General features: G+C 49.1%; 15 protein-coding genes. 13 read left to right on the forward strand and 2 right to left on the reverse strand.

What is annotated here, in order from left to right; translation table 11 throughout:
- Positions 1–258 precede the first annotated feature (258 nt).
- The 13 genes from ACN0T0_RS07645 (at position 259) to yjgA (ending at position 10,168) form a co-directional block, all read left to right on the forward strand.
- Positions 259–1,212 carry a calcium/sodium antiporter gene (locus tag ACN0T0_RS07645; protein ID WP_417224756.1) on the forward strand — a complete coding sequence of 318 codons (954 nt, stop codon included), beginning with the start codon at positions 259–261 and terminating at the stop codon, positions 1,210–1,212.
- A gap of 53 nt (positions 1,213–1,265) precedes the next feature.
- Complete coding sequence (locus ACN0T0_RS07650; protein ID WP_417224758.1) at positions 1,266–2,243, forward strand: KpsF/GutQ family sugar-phosphate isomerase; 978 nt, start codon at positions 1,266–1,268, stop codon at positions 2,241–2,243.
- Positions 2,243–2,803 (forward strand): KdsC family phosphatase, encoded by a 561-nt coding sequence (locus tag ACN0T0_RS07655; protein WP_417224760.1) that lies wholly within the window; start codon positions 2,243–2,245, stop codon positions 2,801–2,803. Before ACN0T0_RS07650 ends, ACN0T0_RS07655 begins: the two co-directional genes overlap by 1 nt.
- On the forward strand, positions 2,804–3,373 hold the full coding sequence (gene lptC, locus ACN0T0_RS07660; protein WP_417224763.1) for an LPS export ABC transporter periplasmic protein LptC: 570 nt from the start codon (positions 2,804–2,806) through the stop codon (positions 3,371–3,373). It begins immediately after the preceding gene.
- Entirely contained in the window at positions 3,363–3,911 is a 549-nt protein-coding gene (lptA, locus tag ACN0T0_RS07665) for a lipopolysaccharide transport periplasmic protein LptA (RefSeq protein WP_417224766.1), read from the forward strand. The genes lptC and lptA overlap by 11 nt, the downstream gene beginning before the upstream one ends.
- A complete protein-coding gene (gene lptB, locus ACN0T0_RS07670) occupies positions 3,911–4,636 on the forward strand; it encodes an LPS export ABC transporter ATP-binding protein (protein WP_417224769.1) in 726 nt (241 codons plus the stop codon). The genes lptA and lptB overlap by 1 nt, the downstream gene beginning before the upstream one ends.
- 21 nt (positions 4,637–4,657) lie before the next feature.
- Positions 4,658–6,169: an RNA polymerase factor sigma-54 gene (locus ACN0T0_RS07675; protein WP_417224772.1), complete on the forward strand. Its 1,512-nt coding sequence runs from the start codon at positions 4,658–4,660 to the stop codon at positions 6,167–6,169.
- A 60-nt stretch (positions 6,170–6,229) separates the two neighbouring features.
- Positions 6,230–6,520, forward strand: a complete 291-nt coding sequence (gene hpf / locus ACN0T0_RS07680) for a ribosome hibernation promoting factor (protein ID WP_417224774.1) — start codon at positions 6,230–6,232, stop codon at positions 6,518–6,520.
- Positions 6,521–6,530: 10 nt separating this feature from the next.
- Positions 6,531–6,989: a PTS IIA-like nitrogen regulatory protein PtsN gene (ptsN, locus tag ACN0T0_RS07685; protein WP_417224776.1), complete on the forward strand. Its 459-nt coding sequence runs from the start codon at positions 6,531–6,533 to the stop codon at positions 6,987–6,989.
- A 4-nt stretch (positions 6,990–6,993) separates the two neighbouring features.
- Positions 6,994–7,851, forward strand: a complete 858-nt coding sequence (rapZ, locus tag ACN0T0_RS07690) for an RNase adapter RapZ (RefSeq protein WP_417224778.1) — start codon at positions 6,994–6,996, stop codon at positions 7,849–7,851.
- Positions 7,852–7,867: 16 nt separating this feature from the next.
- Positions 7,868–8,137, forward strand: a complete 270-nt coding sequence (locus ACN0T0_RS07695; protein WP_417224780.1) for an HPr family phosphocarrier protein — start codon at positions 7,868–7,870, stop codon at positions 8,135–8,137.
- 127 nt (positions 8,138–8,264) lie between these two features.
- Entirely contained in the window at positions 8,265–9,614 is a 1,350-nt protein-coding gene (gene mgtE, locus ACN0T0_RS07700) for a magnesium transporter (protein WP_417224782.1), read from the forward strand.
- 23 nt (positions 9,615–9,637) lie between these two features.
- Positions 9,638–10,168 (forward strand): ribosome biogenesis factor YjgA, encoded by a 531-nt coding sequence (yjgA, locus tag ACN0T0_RS07705; RefSeq protein WP_417224784.1) that lies wholly within the window; start codon positions 9,638–9,640, stop codon positions 10,166–10,168.
- Positions 10,169–10,308: 140 nt separating this feature from the next.
- Here yjgA and ACN0T0_RS07710 read toward each other — a convergent pair whose 3' ends face one another.
- Together ACN0T0_RS07710 and rng are read right to left on the reverse strand one after the other, a co-directional pair.
- Positions 10,309–14,373 carry a YhdP family protein gene (locus ACN0T0_RS07710; RefSeq protein WP_417224786.1) on the reverse strand — a complete coding sequence of 1,355 codons (4,065 nt, stop codon included), beginning with the start codon at positions 14,371–14,373 and terminating at the stop codon, positions 10,309–10,311.
- A gap of 2 nt (positions 14,374–14,375) precedes the next feature.
- Positions 14,376–15,857, reverse strand: a complete 1,482-nt coding sequence (gene rng / locus ACN0T0_RS07715; protein ID WP_417224788.1) for a ribonuclease G — start codon at positions 15,855–15,857, stop codon at positions 14,376–14,378.
- Positions 15,858–16,025 lie beyond the last annotated feature (168 nt).

Below are 16,025 nucleotides of genomic sequence, written 5' to 3' on the forward strand. Positions count from 1 at the left end.
AAGTCAGGACAATAAAATAAAGAGTTTCAGCAGGAATGAGATGTTCACCGCCTCAAATAGTTCCTCTAACCACTACAAATAAGCGGACAGTCAGCGATGTAGACACCACGACATTGCCATCAAAAAAGAGCGCAGATTGTAACACCCTTGCCTATAAACGTGAATAAAATCGCTCTCAACGGCAGCAACCTCTTGCACATAGATCCGATTACTCATTAAATAGGCCTCCGTTTTAACCACAGCTGAACAACTAAACCGATGCTATACCCCATTATTGCACTACTTTTAGGTTTCATTATTTTAGTCTGGAGTGCCGACCGTTTCGTTATCGGTGCCGCCGGAACTGCCAAAAACATGGGCATGTCACCGATGTTAATCGGTCTGACGGTGGTTTCTTTTGGCACCTCGGCCCCCGAAATTTTGGTTTCAATCATGGCAGCCACCACCGGTGCCGGCGACCTTGCCGTCGGCAACGCTCTGGGCTCCAACATCGCCAATATTGGTCTGGTACTGGGGATGACCGCCCTGATTGCCCCGTTGCCTGTACGCTCCAAAGTGCTCAAACAAGAAATTCCGCTATTATTAGCCATCACGTTATTGGCCGGCGCCGTACTCTACGATCTCTATCTAGGCCATATCGATTCGATTATTCTGTGTTTATCACTGGTCGCCTGCCTGTACTTATTTACCCGTTTCCAGCGCAACGCCAGCGATGACGAAATTAATGATGAAGAGGAGGAGTTACCAGAACTCTCCACCCTCTGGGCCATCTTTTGGCTCATTACAGGACTATTACTGCTGGCAGGCAGTTCTCGCCTACTGGTATGGGGTGCCACCGAAATAGCCACCACCTTAGGTGTAAGCGACCTGATCATCGGCCTCACCATTGTCGCCATCGGTACCAGCCTACCCGAACTCGCAGCCTCGGTAGCCAGCGCCCTAAAAGGCCATACCGATATTGCACTGGGAAATATTGTTGGCTCTAATATATTTAATATAGCGGCGGTAATGGCGGTACCCGGTTTACTCGCGCCAATTGAGCTGGATTCAGCGGTGCTCTGGCGAGACTATGGGTCAATGTTGGGCCTAACACTCCTACTTGTCGCATTAGCCATCTATCAGCGCCCACCCCGAATCTCGCGTTTCGAAGGCGGAATACTACTGGCAGCCTATGCAGGTTATCTTGCACTACTATACAATATGAGCGCTTAACCCATCTATCGGACTGCAGCCTTCACGACTGCAAACAGAGTTGTGAATAAACAATGATAAATACAGAACTGGATTTTTTAGCCTCCGCCAAGCGTACCATTGAGCTAGAGCGGGATGCCGTTAATGATCTGCTAGAGCATCTTAATGATGATTTTAGTAAAGCTTGCCGACTAGCACTGACATGCCAAGGGCGGGTCATCGTCACGGGCATGGGTAAAAGCGGCCATATCGGCAACAAAATTGCTGCGACATTGGCCTCCACAGGAACACCGTCATTCTTTGTACACCCCGGTGAAGCCAGCCATGGCGACCTAGGTATGATTACCCGTGCGGATGTGGTTATCGCTCTATCGAACTCGGGAGAAACCAGCGAAGTCCTATCGATATTGCCACTCATCAAACGGATGAAAGCACCGCTGATCAGCATTACTGGCAACCCTGAATCAACTCTCTCGCGCAGCGCCGATGCCAACCTGAATGTCGCCATCCGCCAAGAAGCCTGTCCTCTGGGGCTGGCACCGACATCCAGCACCACCGCATCACTGGTCATCGGTGATGCCCTGGCCATCGCCTTGTTAGAAGCCAGAGGCTTCAGTGCTGAAGACTTTGCCTTCTCTCACCCCGGTGGTAGTTTAGGACGACGCCTGCTGTTAAAAGTATCCGACATTATGCACAGTGGCGATGACATCCCGAAAGTCACTCATTCTACTATGCTCAAAGAAGCGCTGATGGAAGTCACCCACAAACACCTGGGCATGACCACCGTCGTCGACGATACAGGCGTTCTACAAGGCGTATTTACCGATGGTGACCTACGTCGTACGCTTGATCATGACGTGGATATGAAAAGCACTCCGATTACCGAGGTAATGACCACCGAATGCACTACCGTGACCAGCGATATACTCGCGGCTGAAGCCCTGCAAATTATGCAGGACAAACAGATTAACGCCTTGATCGTACTTGATGATGCCCGTCGCCCAGTCGGCGCCTTAAATATGCACGACATGCTCAAAGCGGGAGTCATCTGATGCCAGCATCTGTAGTTAAAAAGCTCACCAACGACCTTAATGAAGCATTGATTGGCAAGTTACAAACGGTCAAATTGGTGGTATTTGATGTCGATGGTGTACTCACCGATGGCAAGCTCAACTTCCTAGCCGATGGCAGCGAAGTTAAGAATTTCAATACCTTAGATGGGCTCGGTATAAAACTGCTCGCCCAAGGTGACATCAAAACCGCCATCATTACCGGTCGCTGTTCACCTCAAGTTGAACGCCGAGCCGAAGCCTTGGGAATCGATTACCTCTATCAGGGACGGGAAGATAAACTCACCGCCTTGCAAGAACTCTGGCAGGATACCGGCTTTAGCGCACAACAAACGGCTTATATCGGTGACGACCTACCCGATCTCGCTGCCATTCGCGCCGTCAGCTTTGGCGCCACCGTCAATGGTGGTCATCCATTGGTTGCCGCGCATGCCGACTGGTGTACCCAGCGTACTGCAGGCAACGGTGCGGGCCGTGAGTTTTGCGAAACAATTCTGGCAGGCCAGGGCAAACTGGAAGCCCTGTTCAACGAGTATTTATAAATGCTGACCGGACGCGCCCGGCTAATTGCAGCCGCTGCTATTCTGATCCCTGCGGTTATCTATTTGGGGATGGATACTGAACGTCACTCCGTTAGTCTGAAAAAGGCCCCGAATCCAGCCTATCAGCAATCCGATTATTATATCGTCAATGGACGGATCAGAGACTTTGCGCCGAGCGGTCAGCTAAAGCAGCAATTAAGTTCAACTCAGCTGGAACATCAGCCGGCTTCACAACAGATATTAGTGACCAATCCTGAGATGCAAATATACAACACTCAGCAGCCCACGCGTAAGATCAGCAGCCTCAGAGGACTCATCAGCGACAACGATGACAGCGTTATTCTCGAAGGCGAGGTATTATTTCAAGACAACCCTAATATGGCAGTGGCAAACAGCCTACGTACCGAAACATTAATTATTCAGCCACAAGACAATATTGCCAAGACCGATAAGCTGGTGACTATCACAAGCCCTTCGGGCACAACCACCAGCGTGGGCATGACAATCGACACCGACAGTGGCATTCTTAACCTCCTGTCAGACGTTACCGGGGTATATCATGTTAATTAACCGTATAAGCAAAGCCTTATGCGTGGTCCTGCTCAGCTGGCAACCGGTGGCAATGGCTCTACCCGGTGATGCCAACAAAGCAATTCACATCACAGCAGACAGCGCGACGCGTAATGATCAAACCGGCATCACTCTCTACAAAGGCGATGTATTGTTGACCCAGGGCAGCATGAAAGTCAGCGGTGATAGCATAGAACTAAGACAAACCAACAACACCATCAGCATGATTATTGCCAAAGGACGCCCCGCCGAGTTCCAACAACGCTCTGCCGCCGACCAAGAGGTAACCCATGCATACGGTGAGGTTCTCGATTACAATATTCGTACAAAAGAGCTAACCATCTCCGGCCAGGCAAAAGTCTCGCAAGGGGCTGATGTATTTAGCGGTAACCGAATTGTTTACAATATGAAGAAAAGCACAGTAAATGCATTCAGGGATGAGAGCGCTAACGGCGAACGTGTACAGATTGTCATTCAGCCTAAAGCAACACCGTTGGATGAATCTGAAACTACAGCTACTGGGGAACTCAACAACTAATGAGTCGACTAGAAGCACTCAACCTAGCAAAGAGCTATAAAGGCCGCGCAGTTGTAAAAGATGTCTCGATGAGCGTCGATAGCGGCCAGATCGTTGGTTTATTGGGGCCTAACGGGGCGGGTAAGACAACCTGTTTTTACATGATTGTTGGGCTAGTGGAAGCCGACAAAGGCCGGATCAAAATTGATCAATTGGACTTAACCAAAGAGCCGATGCACGGCCGAGCGCGAAAAGGTATTGGTTACCTGCCACAAGAAGCCTCCATTTTCCGAAAACTCAGCGTCCATGATAACCTGATGGCTATTCTGGAAACCCGTAAAGAGTTGAGCCGGACTGAGCGTAAACAAAAATTAGACGAACTACTGGAAGAGTTTCATATCTCCCATCTAACGAAAAGTTTGGGAATGAGCCTCTCCGGTGGAGAACGGCGACGGGTTGAAATTGCCCGCGCACTGGCAACTGAGCCCACTTTTATCTTGTTAGATGAGCCCTTTGCCGGTGTTGACCCAATTTCAGTCAGTGATATAAAACAAACCGTAAAGCACTTACAAAGTAAGGGGATTGGCGTCTTAATCACCGATCACAATGTTCGCGAAACACTGGATATTTGCGAACAAGCTTACATCGTCAGTGAAGGTTATATTCTTGCAGAAGGATCGCCAGAGGATATTCTTGCCAACCAGCAGGTCAGGGAAGCCTATCTCGGTGAGCAATTCAAGCTGTAACAGGTATATAAGCGACTCTCTATGAAACAAGCGTTACAACTAAAAATGGGTCAGCATCTGACCATGACCCCACAATTACAGCAGGCGATTCGCTTGCTGCAATTATCGACGCTTGATCTGCAACAGGAGATTCAGGAAGCACTAGAATCGAACCCGATGCTAGAAGTAACGGAAGAGGATAGCGCTTCAGATAATGCCGCCGAGCAAGCGAGCTCTGATGCAGAAGTCAGCAATCATGAATCCGTCTCAGCATCGGCCAAAACCACCGAGTCTGAAGAGATTCAAGCCACCGATAGCGACTGGAATGAAGATATTCCCAATGAACTATCGACCGATAGTAATTGGGAAGACACTTATCAGACGGTCTCTAGTTCATCTTCATCATCCCATGATTTCTCCGATATGGAGATGGAGTCGAATGACACTGCGGATGAAACCCTGCAAGATCACCTGAACTGGCAATTAAACCTCACGCCGATGAGTCCCATCGACGAACTGATCGCCACCAATATTATTGACGGCATTAATGTTGACGGTTATCTCAACGTTGAACTCGATTCGATCCTGGAATATTTCCATCAACAAGATGATGAGCAACTTAACGGCATTGAACTGGATGAAATCGAAGCGGTACTGCGACGCATCCAACAGTTTGATCCACCCGGCGTAGCCGCACGCGATCTAAGCGAGTGCCTAGCCATTCAGCTACAGCAACTACCCAATGACACCGAATATCGCAACGAAGCGCTAAAACTAGTCACTCAATATATCCACTTACTGGGTAATCATGACTACAAACAGCTGATGCGCAAAGCCCGGATGCGAGAGCCACAGTTACTACAGGCGATCAACCTGATCCGCACCCTGAACCCTAAACCCGGCTCAATGATCACTAGCTCGCAATCGGAATATGTTATTCCCGATGTGCTGGTTTACAAAGAAAAAGGTGCCTGGCAGGTAAGCCTGAATCCGGAAGTTGCGCCTAAACTACGCATTAATGATGGCTATGCAGATTTGATCCGACGCGCTGATACCAGCCCTGACAACACCTATCTGAAAAACCATCTACAAGAAGCTCGCTGGTTTATCAAAAGCTTATTAAGCCGGAACGATACCTTAATGAAGGTCACCCGTGAAATTGTACACCGCCAAGAAGGTTTTCTAGAGCATGGCGATGAGGCGATGCGTCCGATGGTGCTGCACGATATCGCTGAGGCGGTCGAAATGCACGAATCGACCATCTCTCGGGTGACCACCCAGAAATATATGCATACCCCAAGGGGTATATTTGAGCTGAAGTATTTTTTCTCCAGCCATGTCACTACAGTGAACGGTGGCACCTGCTCATCGACCGCTATTCGGGCGCTCATCAAGAAATTGGTGGTCGCTGAAAGTCCAACAAAACCCTTAAGCGATAACAAGATTGCCCAACTGCTTGAGGAACAAGGTATCAATGTTGCGCGAAGAACCATTGCAAAATATAGAGAATCGCTTAGCATTCCACCTTCTAATGAACGAAAACGTTTAGTTTAATGACTTTTTTTATCATGGGAACCGGGCGGCAACCCGGTACAATAACACTAGGAGATTACCATGCAGATCAATATTACCGGTCACCACGTAGAATTGACTGATTCCCTGAATGAGTATGTTCAGAATAAATTTGAGAAGCTGGAGCGGCATTTCGATAACATCACCAATGCACAGGTAACTCTAAGCGTTGAGAAGACGCGCCAAAAAGCTGATGGTGAAATTCACGTAGCCGGTGGTCAGCTGTTTGCTTCCGACGAACAAGAAGATATGTACGCCGCCATCGATGGGTTGATCGACAAGCTTGACCGTCAGATCATTAAACACAAAGAAAAGATGAAAACTCACAAGTAACTATTATACGATGCTAATTTCAGAATTATTAGCGCCCTCTGGAGTACTCTGTGCTCTAGAGGGGGGTAGTAAAAAACGTATCCTCGAAATTGCCAGCCAACAGATTTCCGATCTGCACCCTGAGCTTGAAACTGAAACGATCTTTGCTGGCCTACTTGGCCGTGAAAGACTCGGCAGTACAGGCATCGGTGAAGGCGTGGCCATTCCCCATTGTCGTCTGGATGAGTGTGAGAAAGCCACTGCGCTACTTATTCAGTTAAAAGAACCGATCGACTTCGATGCCATTGATGGCAGCCCGGTCGACTTACTCTTCGTTCTGGTGGTGCCCTCCGAAGCCTGTGATCAACATCTACAAACGCTGGGTAATCTTGCCGAGCTATTCAGTCAGGCATCCTTCCGTCAGCAACTTAGAAACGCGGGCTCAGCTGAAGAACTCTTCACTGTCGCCACCGGAGCTAGACAGGTCTAGCCAGATGAAACTAGTTATCATCAGCGGCCGCTCAGGGTCAGGTAAATCAACCGCCCTGCAAGCACTGGAAGATGTTAACTTCTACTGCATCGACAACCTTCCCGCCCCGCTGCTACCTGATTTGGTCAATCAGATTTTATCCGACCCAGACCATCCTAATCAGCTTGCCGTCAGTATCGATGCCCGTAACCAACACAGCAACCTGAAACAGTTTCCCGATATTTATACACAACTGCGGGAAATAGACGCACTAGACTGCGAAATACTCTACCTCGATAGTTCAGAGACAACCCTGCTAAAACGCTACAGTACGACTCGGCGTAAGCACCCCCTGTCCAATGATTCCCAAGGTTTACAGCAGGCGATCAGCTATGAAAAAAAGTTACTCGAACCGGTATCCGATTTAGCCAATATCCGTATTGATACAACCCACCTGTCACTCTATGAACTCAGAGACAGTATTAAACTGCGTATTGCCCAACGACAAGAGCAAGAACTGTCATTACAATTCGAATCGTTCGGTTATAAGCACGGTATCCCGCTGGATGTAGACTTCACCTTCGATGTGCGCTGTTTGCCTAACCCATACTGGCTGCCTCACCTGCGAGGTTATAGCGGCCAAGACAAACCGGTCATAGAATTCCTCGAGCAACAGCTTGAAGTGCAAGAAATGCTCGCTGACATCACCGCTTTTCTAGAAAAGTGGCTGCCACTGTTTGAAAAAAATAATCGCAGTTATATCAGTGTTGGCATAGGCTGTACGGGAGGTCAACACCGCTCTGTTTTTATCAGCGAATGTCTCGCTGGTCATTTCCGAACAACTATGGATAATGTCCAGATACGCCACCGCGAACTGAACTGATTAAAGGTATTAATCAATGCTGGAAACCAAGATCACCATTATCAACAAACTGGGCCTGCACGCCCGGGCGGCGGCAAAGCTGATCAATGTAACCACCTCCTTCTCAGCCGATATCCAGCTCACCAAAGATGGCCGACAGGTGGATGGCAAAAGCATTATGTCGGTCATGATGTTAGCCGCCAGTAAAGGCACTGAGCTGAATATCTCTACCAGCGGTGAAGACGAACAACAGGCGATGGATGCCATTGTTGCACTGATCAACAACCGGTTTGATGAAGAAGAATAACCGCCCTCCCTCTATTCGTTTAAAAACAATACGCTATAATGCCCACAACGATTAATGCTGCAGTTATCGGTGATCACTGACTGACTGCAAGGCAATCTGTCTCTATCTGTCTGACCGGGGTCCGGCCATGAACGCCAATGTAAACGAAAGTGAACTGGATAAGCTGAACACAGCCCTTGAAGAAGGTGCTTTCAGACAGATACGTTACACCCTAAATAAAACACTACGCCCCTCCGAAGTCGCCCATCTAATCGAAAAGTCACCGCCTAAAGAACGGCGCTTACTTTGGAGCATGATCCATAAAGACATCGAAGCGGATGTTTTGCAGGAACTCGGCGATGATGTAAAAGCCGAGATCCTCAGTAAGATGAATACCTCAGAGGTGCTAGCCATCTCTGAATCGCTCGAACCCGACGATCTAGCCGATATGATGCAGCAGCTGCCGGAAACGGTCATGCACGAACTGCTGCGCTCGATGGATCATCAAAACCGCGAACGACTGGAAAAAGTACTCTCCTATCCGGAAGATACCGCTGGCGGTTTGATGAACACCGATACCATCACCATCCGGCCCGATATCACGATTGAAGCGGCGCTGCGTTATTTACGACGACACGCTGAACTCCCTGATATGACAGATAGCCTGTTTGTCGTCAGCCGAAAAGACACCTATATCGGCAGCCTCCCTCTGACACGCATGTTGGTCAGCGACCCATCCAGCACCGTACGAGAGATGATGGTCACCGATAAACCGCCTATCCCGGCGGATATGGAAGATACACTGGTCGCCAAACTATTCGAACAAGAAGATTTGGTCTCTGCACCCGTGGTTGACGAAGACAATCAGCTACTCGGACGTATCACCATCGATGACGTGGTCGATGTTATCCGGGAAGATGCAGACCACTCGCTGATGAGTATGGCGGGTATGGACGAAGATGAAGATACCTTCGCGCCTATTATGAAAACCACCCGCCGCCGTGCCGTGTGGCTAGGTATTAATCTGATTACCGCTTTTCTCGCCTCTGCGGTCATCGGCCTGTTCGAGGAAACCATCGGCAAGGTAGTGGCGCTGGCCGTATTAATGCCAATTGTCGCCAGTATGGGCGGTATTGCCGGTAGCCAGGTCTTAACCCTGATGATTCGTGGCCAAGCACTAGGCCATGTAGAGCGCTCCAATGCGGGCTGGCTGCTGAATCGTGAAATGATCGTAGGTCTATTGAACGGTCTACTCTGGGCCGTGGTCGTTGCGGTCATCGCAATCCTCTGGTTCGAAGACCTAACCATCGGTATCATCATCGCCTGTGCTATTATGATTAACCTATTCGCAGCCGCACTGGCTGGTACTCTATTGCCGATCCTCCTAAAAACCTGGGGTATTGATCCGGCATTAGCTGGCAGTGTGTTACTAACCACGATTACTGATGTAGTCGGATTTTTTGCATTCCTCGGTCTAGCTGCGTTTTTTTATAGCTAGAACGGCCTACACAAGAGAGTTTTATGAGTCAAAATGACGATTTCCGCCCCGATGACGAACTTGAGTTCGATGAAGAGTGGGTGTCAAAATCCCAGCGTAAGCGGGAGATGGAACACCTACAAGAGCTGGGTGCCAAACTGCCTGAACTGAACAAAGAACAACTAGCCAAAGTGCCTATGAGTGATACTTTGCGGGTGGCAATAGAGGAGGCACAGCGCCTTCAGCCACGTTCTGAGGCCACTCGACGCCAATTGCAGTACATCGGCCGACTGATGCGCGGCGAAGATGCCGACGAAATACAAACAGCAGTAGATCAGTTCGATGCCGGCAAGCAAGCCCATTTACAGATCTTTCATAAGTTGGAACGCTGGCGCGATCGATTAATACTGGGTGATAACACCGATCTGCAAGCTTATTTAACCGAAGATGCCGGGGCTGATATTCAGCATCTGCGCCAGCTATTGCGCAACGCCAAAAAAGAAGCCAGCCTTGGCAAGCCTCCAGTCGCAGCGAAAAAGCTTTTTAAATACCTGCGCGAACGAGCTGACGTATAAGTTGTCACCGCTCAGCGAGGCTTTCGATCGAGGTCACTCACAAGCGAGGCCTCGATCACGACGGGCAATAACGCAGTAAGGCTTTACTTAAGAGCTTCACTTAACTTAAGAGCGTTACTTCAGATCTTGAGTTAAAGTCTTTATTTAAGACCATCCTGTTTCTGTTTCGCATCTGGCCTCAGGAGCAATTCCACTTTCGGGTCGCTCCAGTCCCCTTCCATCGTATAGGTGACGGTGGCAATCTCCTTTTTCACCTCATCACCAATCAGCTTATCCAACAGAAAGGCTAATCCAGCAATCTGCGGCGCACCTAATAACACGGCAGCTAACGGAATATTATCGGTCACCGGCAAGGTTACCGCCATCTGCTGATTCACGGTCTCATTAACCAGATCAATATCACCACTACTCGCCATATCAACCGAAGGGCCGCGCATAACGAAAGGCGTATTTGTCGAAGCAACACCATCCACTATCCGATAATCCCCCTGCATACGATCAAAACTAACCCCTTTAGCGAATAGATCCGCAAAATTAAGCTTGAGTCGCCGCCCTAGCGCATTCATATTAAGAATACCAAACACTCGCAAAAGGCCCGTGCCACTCCCCGCTTCAATCAACCGACCATTACGAACATCGAAGGTTAGCGCCCCATCAGCACTGGCTAAAGCATACTCCCAAGGTGCGCCTGGCCATTGTAACTGCATATTAGCGGTCACCTTTTCCGTTTGCAGCACCTTTTCATAGCCAACATTCTCTAAAGTGCGGCTCAGATCTTTTGCTTCAACCTTCAGAGTTAATGCACTCTGACTAACCTCTCCCGGACGCCAGATAATATCACCACGGGCATTAAAGTCGGGTAGTTGAGCAATGATATCCTCGATATACATGCTCTGCTCGCGGTTACGTACTTTAAAATGCCACTGTCCCCAGTGCTTACCCTTGACCCTGAGATCGCCAATCTCAACATCAAGATCCGGCACATCACCAGGCTGCAAACGGCCCGGCATAGATGGCTGGTCATCCGGCGTCAACGCGGGCGGTTGATCACTATCCGCTGGTAACAGACCATCAAGATTAAGGCTGGCAAATAGGAGTTGCGGCGCAATAGCACTGTCATCAGGAAGGTTCACCTGCAGATTAAGATCAGCACCCGATACACCAATATCCCAGCCATCGCGACGTCGTTCAAGCAAGATACGTGCGTTACTCATCTGCAGGTAGTCATAGCTTAGCGCGGCAACCTCAATATCCGCCTGCACGGGCATTACTGGCTGTTCAGAGCTCTTGCCGCCCTTCGCGTTAGTTGCCGCATCACCGAAGATACCCGCCCGTTCAAGCATGCCAATTAACTGCTCATAATTTAGCTGTTTAAGCTGACCACTCACTTTCAAGCCAGCAAAGGCACTCGGGCGCGCGTCTGCGGCCCCCAGTACCAGATTAGCCCGACTCAACTGATCACCCTCAAGCTGCAGCCAAGCACTCAACTCATCTCCCGCGCGAATATTCACGGTTTGTGGCGATTCAAAGTCAGTGTGTAACAGTAAAGGCAACGCCTTACCTACGGGCTTATCATAGGGCGCAATAAGATCTAATTTTGTCTGCTGCAAATCAGACTTCAGCGTCAGTCCCGAACAACCAGAGCGTAAACAGATATCTAGATCAGCTTCGTAGGTTTGCACCCCTTCAGCCAACGCTAACATCTCAATCCCAGTCCAGTCCTTTAGCTCAGACAAACGGATAGCAGATTTTAAGCGAGCGGTAATTTTCTCAGCCGCTCCCTGACCACTGGAGATGATGTCGGCTTTTAATGGCTGACCAAAAAACATGCCCTCGAGTGACTTAGCATATAAGCCCTTATCGTTACGATAATTCACCTGCCCAGCTAACTGGCTGATAGCCAAGTTGCGCACCTTTGAAACGAGCTGTAGAGCTGTGAATGCAGAACTGACATCAACATCAGGATCACCACCACTCAGCGGGATCTTCAACTTCAAGCGGGTCTGAGCTGGCCCTTTAAGGGCCCAGTTTTTTAACTCGGCATTGCCACCCTCAAGCACCGGACTATTCAACAGGGTCGACGCGATATCAGCACTATCACCTTTGATACTCGCAATAATGTGCAGATCTTGAGAACCCGGCGGCAGATAGACCCAACCATGCTCCACCTGGCTATCGTACATTTGCCCGCGACTAACGCTAATCGCTAACCCTTGATCACGTAACAGTAATGAGGCATCCGCCGCTTTTACCGCCGGCCAACCTGATTGATAATCCACCTCGGCACTGGCGATATCCATAAACATCTGCACCGTGGGAGACTGACGAGAAGGGATACTCCGGGTGCCAGTATGGAGCATAAAGCCCCCCTGATTCAGCCTCCCCTGTTTAATCGATTGAGCAACCCAGGCTTTAATACCCGGATCAATTTCATGATCGGGAATCAATTCAGGCGCCAAACGACCATCGGAGTCTTTTACACCAATTAGCAGTGTCAACTCACTCTGTATCTCACTGTCCAGTGGCAGATATAAACTCCATCGCCCACTCGCATTAATCCCCTCTTTATGTAACTCAACGTATTCACTACTAAGGTGCAAAATATTCTGCGCCAGACTAAAGTGAGTTACACCCTCGGCTTCACTAAAGAGCCAGCCTTGATCAAACACATCAGGAAAGTGCAAACCGAGTCGATCGCTGCGCAGGTCGATGCGCCCCTCTAGTCCATCGACGCCATACTGAAGCTGAAGTAATCCGCTAACACCGGACATCGCGGGTGCCCCATAGGCACCTTTAAATGCAACCTCTTCCAAGTCCCCTTGCAGCGTCAACTGTGTCCAGTCCTGAGACTGATCATCGGACACCACAGGCGTGGCCGTTTCAGCAAGCGGTTGGGAAGAGTCTACTACGGTAGAGACCGCCTCAGATGCGGTGCTATCGACAGCGATATCAGTAACAGCAGTAGCAACGATCTGCCCTTCAGCCTTAGCCTCTGATGCTGCTAACGACGATGAAGACAGCGGCCACTGCAGTAGCAGACGATGAATCATTCCGCTTGGCGCTATGGTTGTTAGCACATTACGCAGATCTTCCGGTACAAACGGCTGATTTTCCAGAAAGGCGGCAATCTCCGTTACATTGAATTCACTTAATGCGACCGATTCGACTCGGTTTTGCTGACGATTAATCACCAGCTGCGGCAGACTCAGTGGCTGATTATTAATACGTGCCGCAAAGTTGTTTATCTGCAGCTGATAACGCCCTTTCTCTGGCTGAAGCAAAGCAAAACCGGTGGCTAAGTCTTGAATAGACAGCTCCGCCAAGGATGGCTGATCCGTCTGCAACTGTAACCGCCCTCCGGCCACATCGCCAAATATCCGCGTCAACCGCCCTTGTGACCAATTACCCCAGATCTCGCTATTTAACTCCAACTGCTCGAGTGACGCAGGAACCGGGAACAACTCCCGCGCGGCATCCATTAACGGTGTATCGATGCCCGCCAACTTAAGGTAAAAATCAAAATTAGTATCAGGATTAATAAGATGGCTATCGGATTCGATTCTTAAGGTTGCCGCGGCTTCACGTTGTTCATAGGTTATCTGTAGCTCACCGGCGAAGTGATGCTGATGTGAGCTATTTTCTAGATTAAACCGTTCACTCTGCAACAACATTTGCTTACCAGAGGGTAAGGTTAGGTCGATCTGTGTATCGTAGAAAAATATATGAGGTTGCAACCATAGGGTCGCTAATGGGTCAGACGATGAAGATTCTGTGGTGGCGTCCGTCGTATTCGTTTTTGCCGCGTGGGGCCAACTGACCAGCTTCGCCTGGGTATGCAGCGACCAGAGCTCCACTTTACTTAACACCGGTTGCCACTGTAACAAGCTACTAACGGGGTTAAAGCCCAACACCAGCTGACCTAATTCTATCCGGCCAATATTCTGCGAGCGATGATCAGCAATCACCACATCTTGTAACAGCAAGCGGGGAAATTTACCCTCCCAACTGGCGTTAATATCTCGAATGGTCACTTCAGTGCGTAAGCGTTCACTCAGATATTGTTCAATATCAGCTCGATAATCCCATACCGCAGGCAGCAACAAACGCACCACCACGGTGAGTAAGGCTATCGCCAGTATTGAGATAACAACAACCCAACCTAACCAGCGATTCAGCGCCTTTAATAGCCAAACAATGGATGACACTATTATCTTAACACCACATCATACTGTTCAGGACCATACATCGGCTCAACCTGAAAACGGATTGTTTTTGCGATGAAGGCTTCCAGTTCAGCCACATGGTCGGATGCCTCATCGAGCAACATTGCCACGACACGATCGGATGCCAACACCAGATAAGAATCGGTATCATAGGCCCGATGTTGTCGCAGAATTTCCCGAAAAATCTCATAACAGACAGTTTCAGGGGTTTTTACTGATCCCCGGCCCTGACAATGCTCACAAGGTTCACAGAGAATATGCTCTAAACTCTCGCGGGTGCGTTTGCGGGTCATTTCCACTAAGCCCAACTCAGAAACACCTGTTAGTTTGCACTTAACATGATCTTTTTCCAACACCCGTTCTAAGGTTCGTAGCACTTGGCGTTGGTGATCTTCATCCAGCATATCGATAAAGTCGATAATAATGATGCCGCCTAGATTGCGCAGCCGTAGCTGGCGACCAATCGCCGTGGCGGCTTCTAGGTTGGTTTTAAAAATCGTTTCTTCTAAGTTTCGATGCCCAACATATGCCCCGGTATTGATATCTACCGTGGTCATCGCTTCAGTTTGATCAAAAATTAGATACCCTCCGGACTTCAACTCAACTTTACGCCCCAGCGCTTTTTGAATCTCCTCTTCGATATTGTAGAGATCGAAAATAGGCCGTTCACCGGGGTAGTATTCAAGAATACTGCTAATTTCCGGCACTAAGGCTTCGGCAAACTGCTGCGAACGTTGAAAGGTCTCTTTAGAATCAACCCGGATACGCTCGATCCCGGCATGGGCCATATCCCGCAGCGCTCGCATATTCAAAGGTAGGTCTTCATAAATACAGGATGGCGCGCCGAATTCTTCCACTTTACGGGCGATCGATTCCCATAACCGGCATAGAAAAAGAATATCTTGCTTCAATTCTGGCTCTGAAACGCCCTCAGAGACGGTACGTAAAATAAAGCCCCCCACCTTGGCATTCTGATCTTCCATGCCGGCAACCACTTCTTCAACCGCCGCGCGAAGCCGCTCTCGCTCTTCGTTATCTTCGATTCGCTGAGAGATACCGATATGCTCATTACCCGGCATATACACCAAGTAACGAGAAGGAATAGAAAGGTTGGTGGTCAGGCGAGCGCCTTTAGTGCCCAGAGGGTCTTTGGTAACTTGCACCGTTAGGGATTGCCCCTCACGCAACAAGCGATTAATAGTCAGGTTTGATTTACCGGATGTACCACTCTCTTCATCCGGGTGCTGCAGTTCATCTACATGAATAAACGCGGCCCGTTCAAGGCCAATATCAACAAAGGCTGCCTGCATCCCCGGCAACACACGTACCACTTTACCCTTATAGATATTGCCAACAATACCACGTCGTTCAGCTCGCTCGACGTAGATCTCCTGCGGCATACCATTCTCGATAACCGCAACACGGGTCTCAATCGGGGTAAAGTTAATCAGAATCTCTTCACTCATAATCCATCCCTAGGAGACCGTTAAGTTGGCTCCGTAGTATTATCTGTCTTGGTACGTTAACGCGATAGACGCTCTTTTCGAGCGGTAAGTACCGTACACTTTATAAAATCATCATATAAATACTAAAAGCTATAAGTTGTAAAAGCGATCAATAACTCGAACCATCAA

This window comes from Amphritea sp. (genome assembly GCF_048266285.1).
Lineage (GTDB): Bacteria > Pseudomonadota > Gammaproteobacteria > Pseudomonadales > Balneatricaceae > Amphritea.

Bases quoted from the DNA above. Each gene is read 5' to 3' on its own strand.
- ACN0T0_RS07645 (WP_417224756.1), top strand. From the start codon at position 259: ATGCTATACCCCATTATTGCACTACTTTTAGGTTTCATTATTTTAGTC.
- ACN0T0_RS07650 (WP_417224758.1), top strand. From the start codon at position 1,266: ATGATAAATACAGAACTGGATTTTTTAGCCTCCGCCAAGCGTACCATT.
- ACN0T0_RS07655 (WP_417224760.1), top strand. From the start codon at position 2,243: ATGCCAGCATCTGTAGTTAAAAAGCTCACCAACGACCTTAATGAAGCA.
- lptC (WP_417224763.1), top strand. From the start codon at position 2,804: ATGCTGACCGGACGCGCCCGGCTAATTGCAGCCGCTGCTATTCTGATC.
- lptA (WP_417224766.1), top strand. From the start codon at position 3,363: ATGTTAATTAACCGTATAAGCAAAGCCTTATGCGTGGTCCTGCTCAGC.
- lptB (WP_417224769.1), top strand. From the start codon at position 3,911: ATGAGTCGACTAGAAGCACTCAACCTAGCAAAGAGCTATAAAGGCCGC.
- ACN0T0_RS07675 (WP_417224772.1), top strand. From the start codon at position 4,658: ATGAAACAAGCGTTACAACTAAAAATGGGTCAGCATCTGACCATGACC.
- hpf (WP_417224774.1), top strand. From the start codon at position 6,230: ATGCAGATCAATATTACCGGTCACCACGTAGAATTGACTGATTCCCTG.
- ptsN (WP_417224776.1), top strand. From the start codon at position 6,531: ATGCTAATTTCAGAATTATTAGCGCCCTCTGGAGTACTCTGTGCTCTA.
- rapZ (WP_417224778.1), top strand. From the start codon at position 6,994: ATGAAACTAGTTATCATCAGCGGCCGCTCAGGGTCAGGTAAATCAACC.
- ACN0T0_RS07695 (WP_417224780.1), top strand. From the start codon at position 7,868: ATGCTGGAAACCAAGATCACCATTATCAACAAACTGGGCCTGCACGCC.
- mgtE (WP_417224782.1), top strand. From the start codon at position 8,265: ATGAACGCCAATGTAAACGAAAGTGAACTGGATAAGCTGAACACAGCC.
- yjgA (WP_417224784.1), top strand. From the start codon at position 9,638: ATGAGTCAAAATGACGATTTCCGCCCCGATGACGAACTTGAGTTCGAT.
- rng (WP_417224788.1), bottom strand. From the start codon at position 15,857: ATGAGTGAAGAGATTCTGATTAACTTTACCCCGATTGAGACCCGTGTT.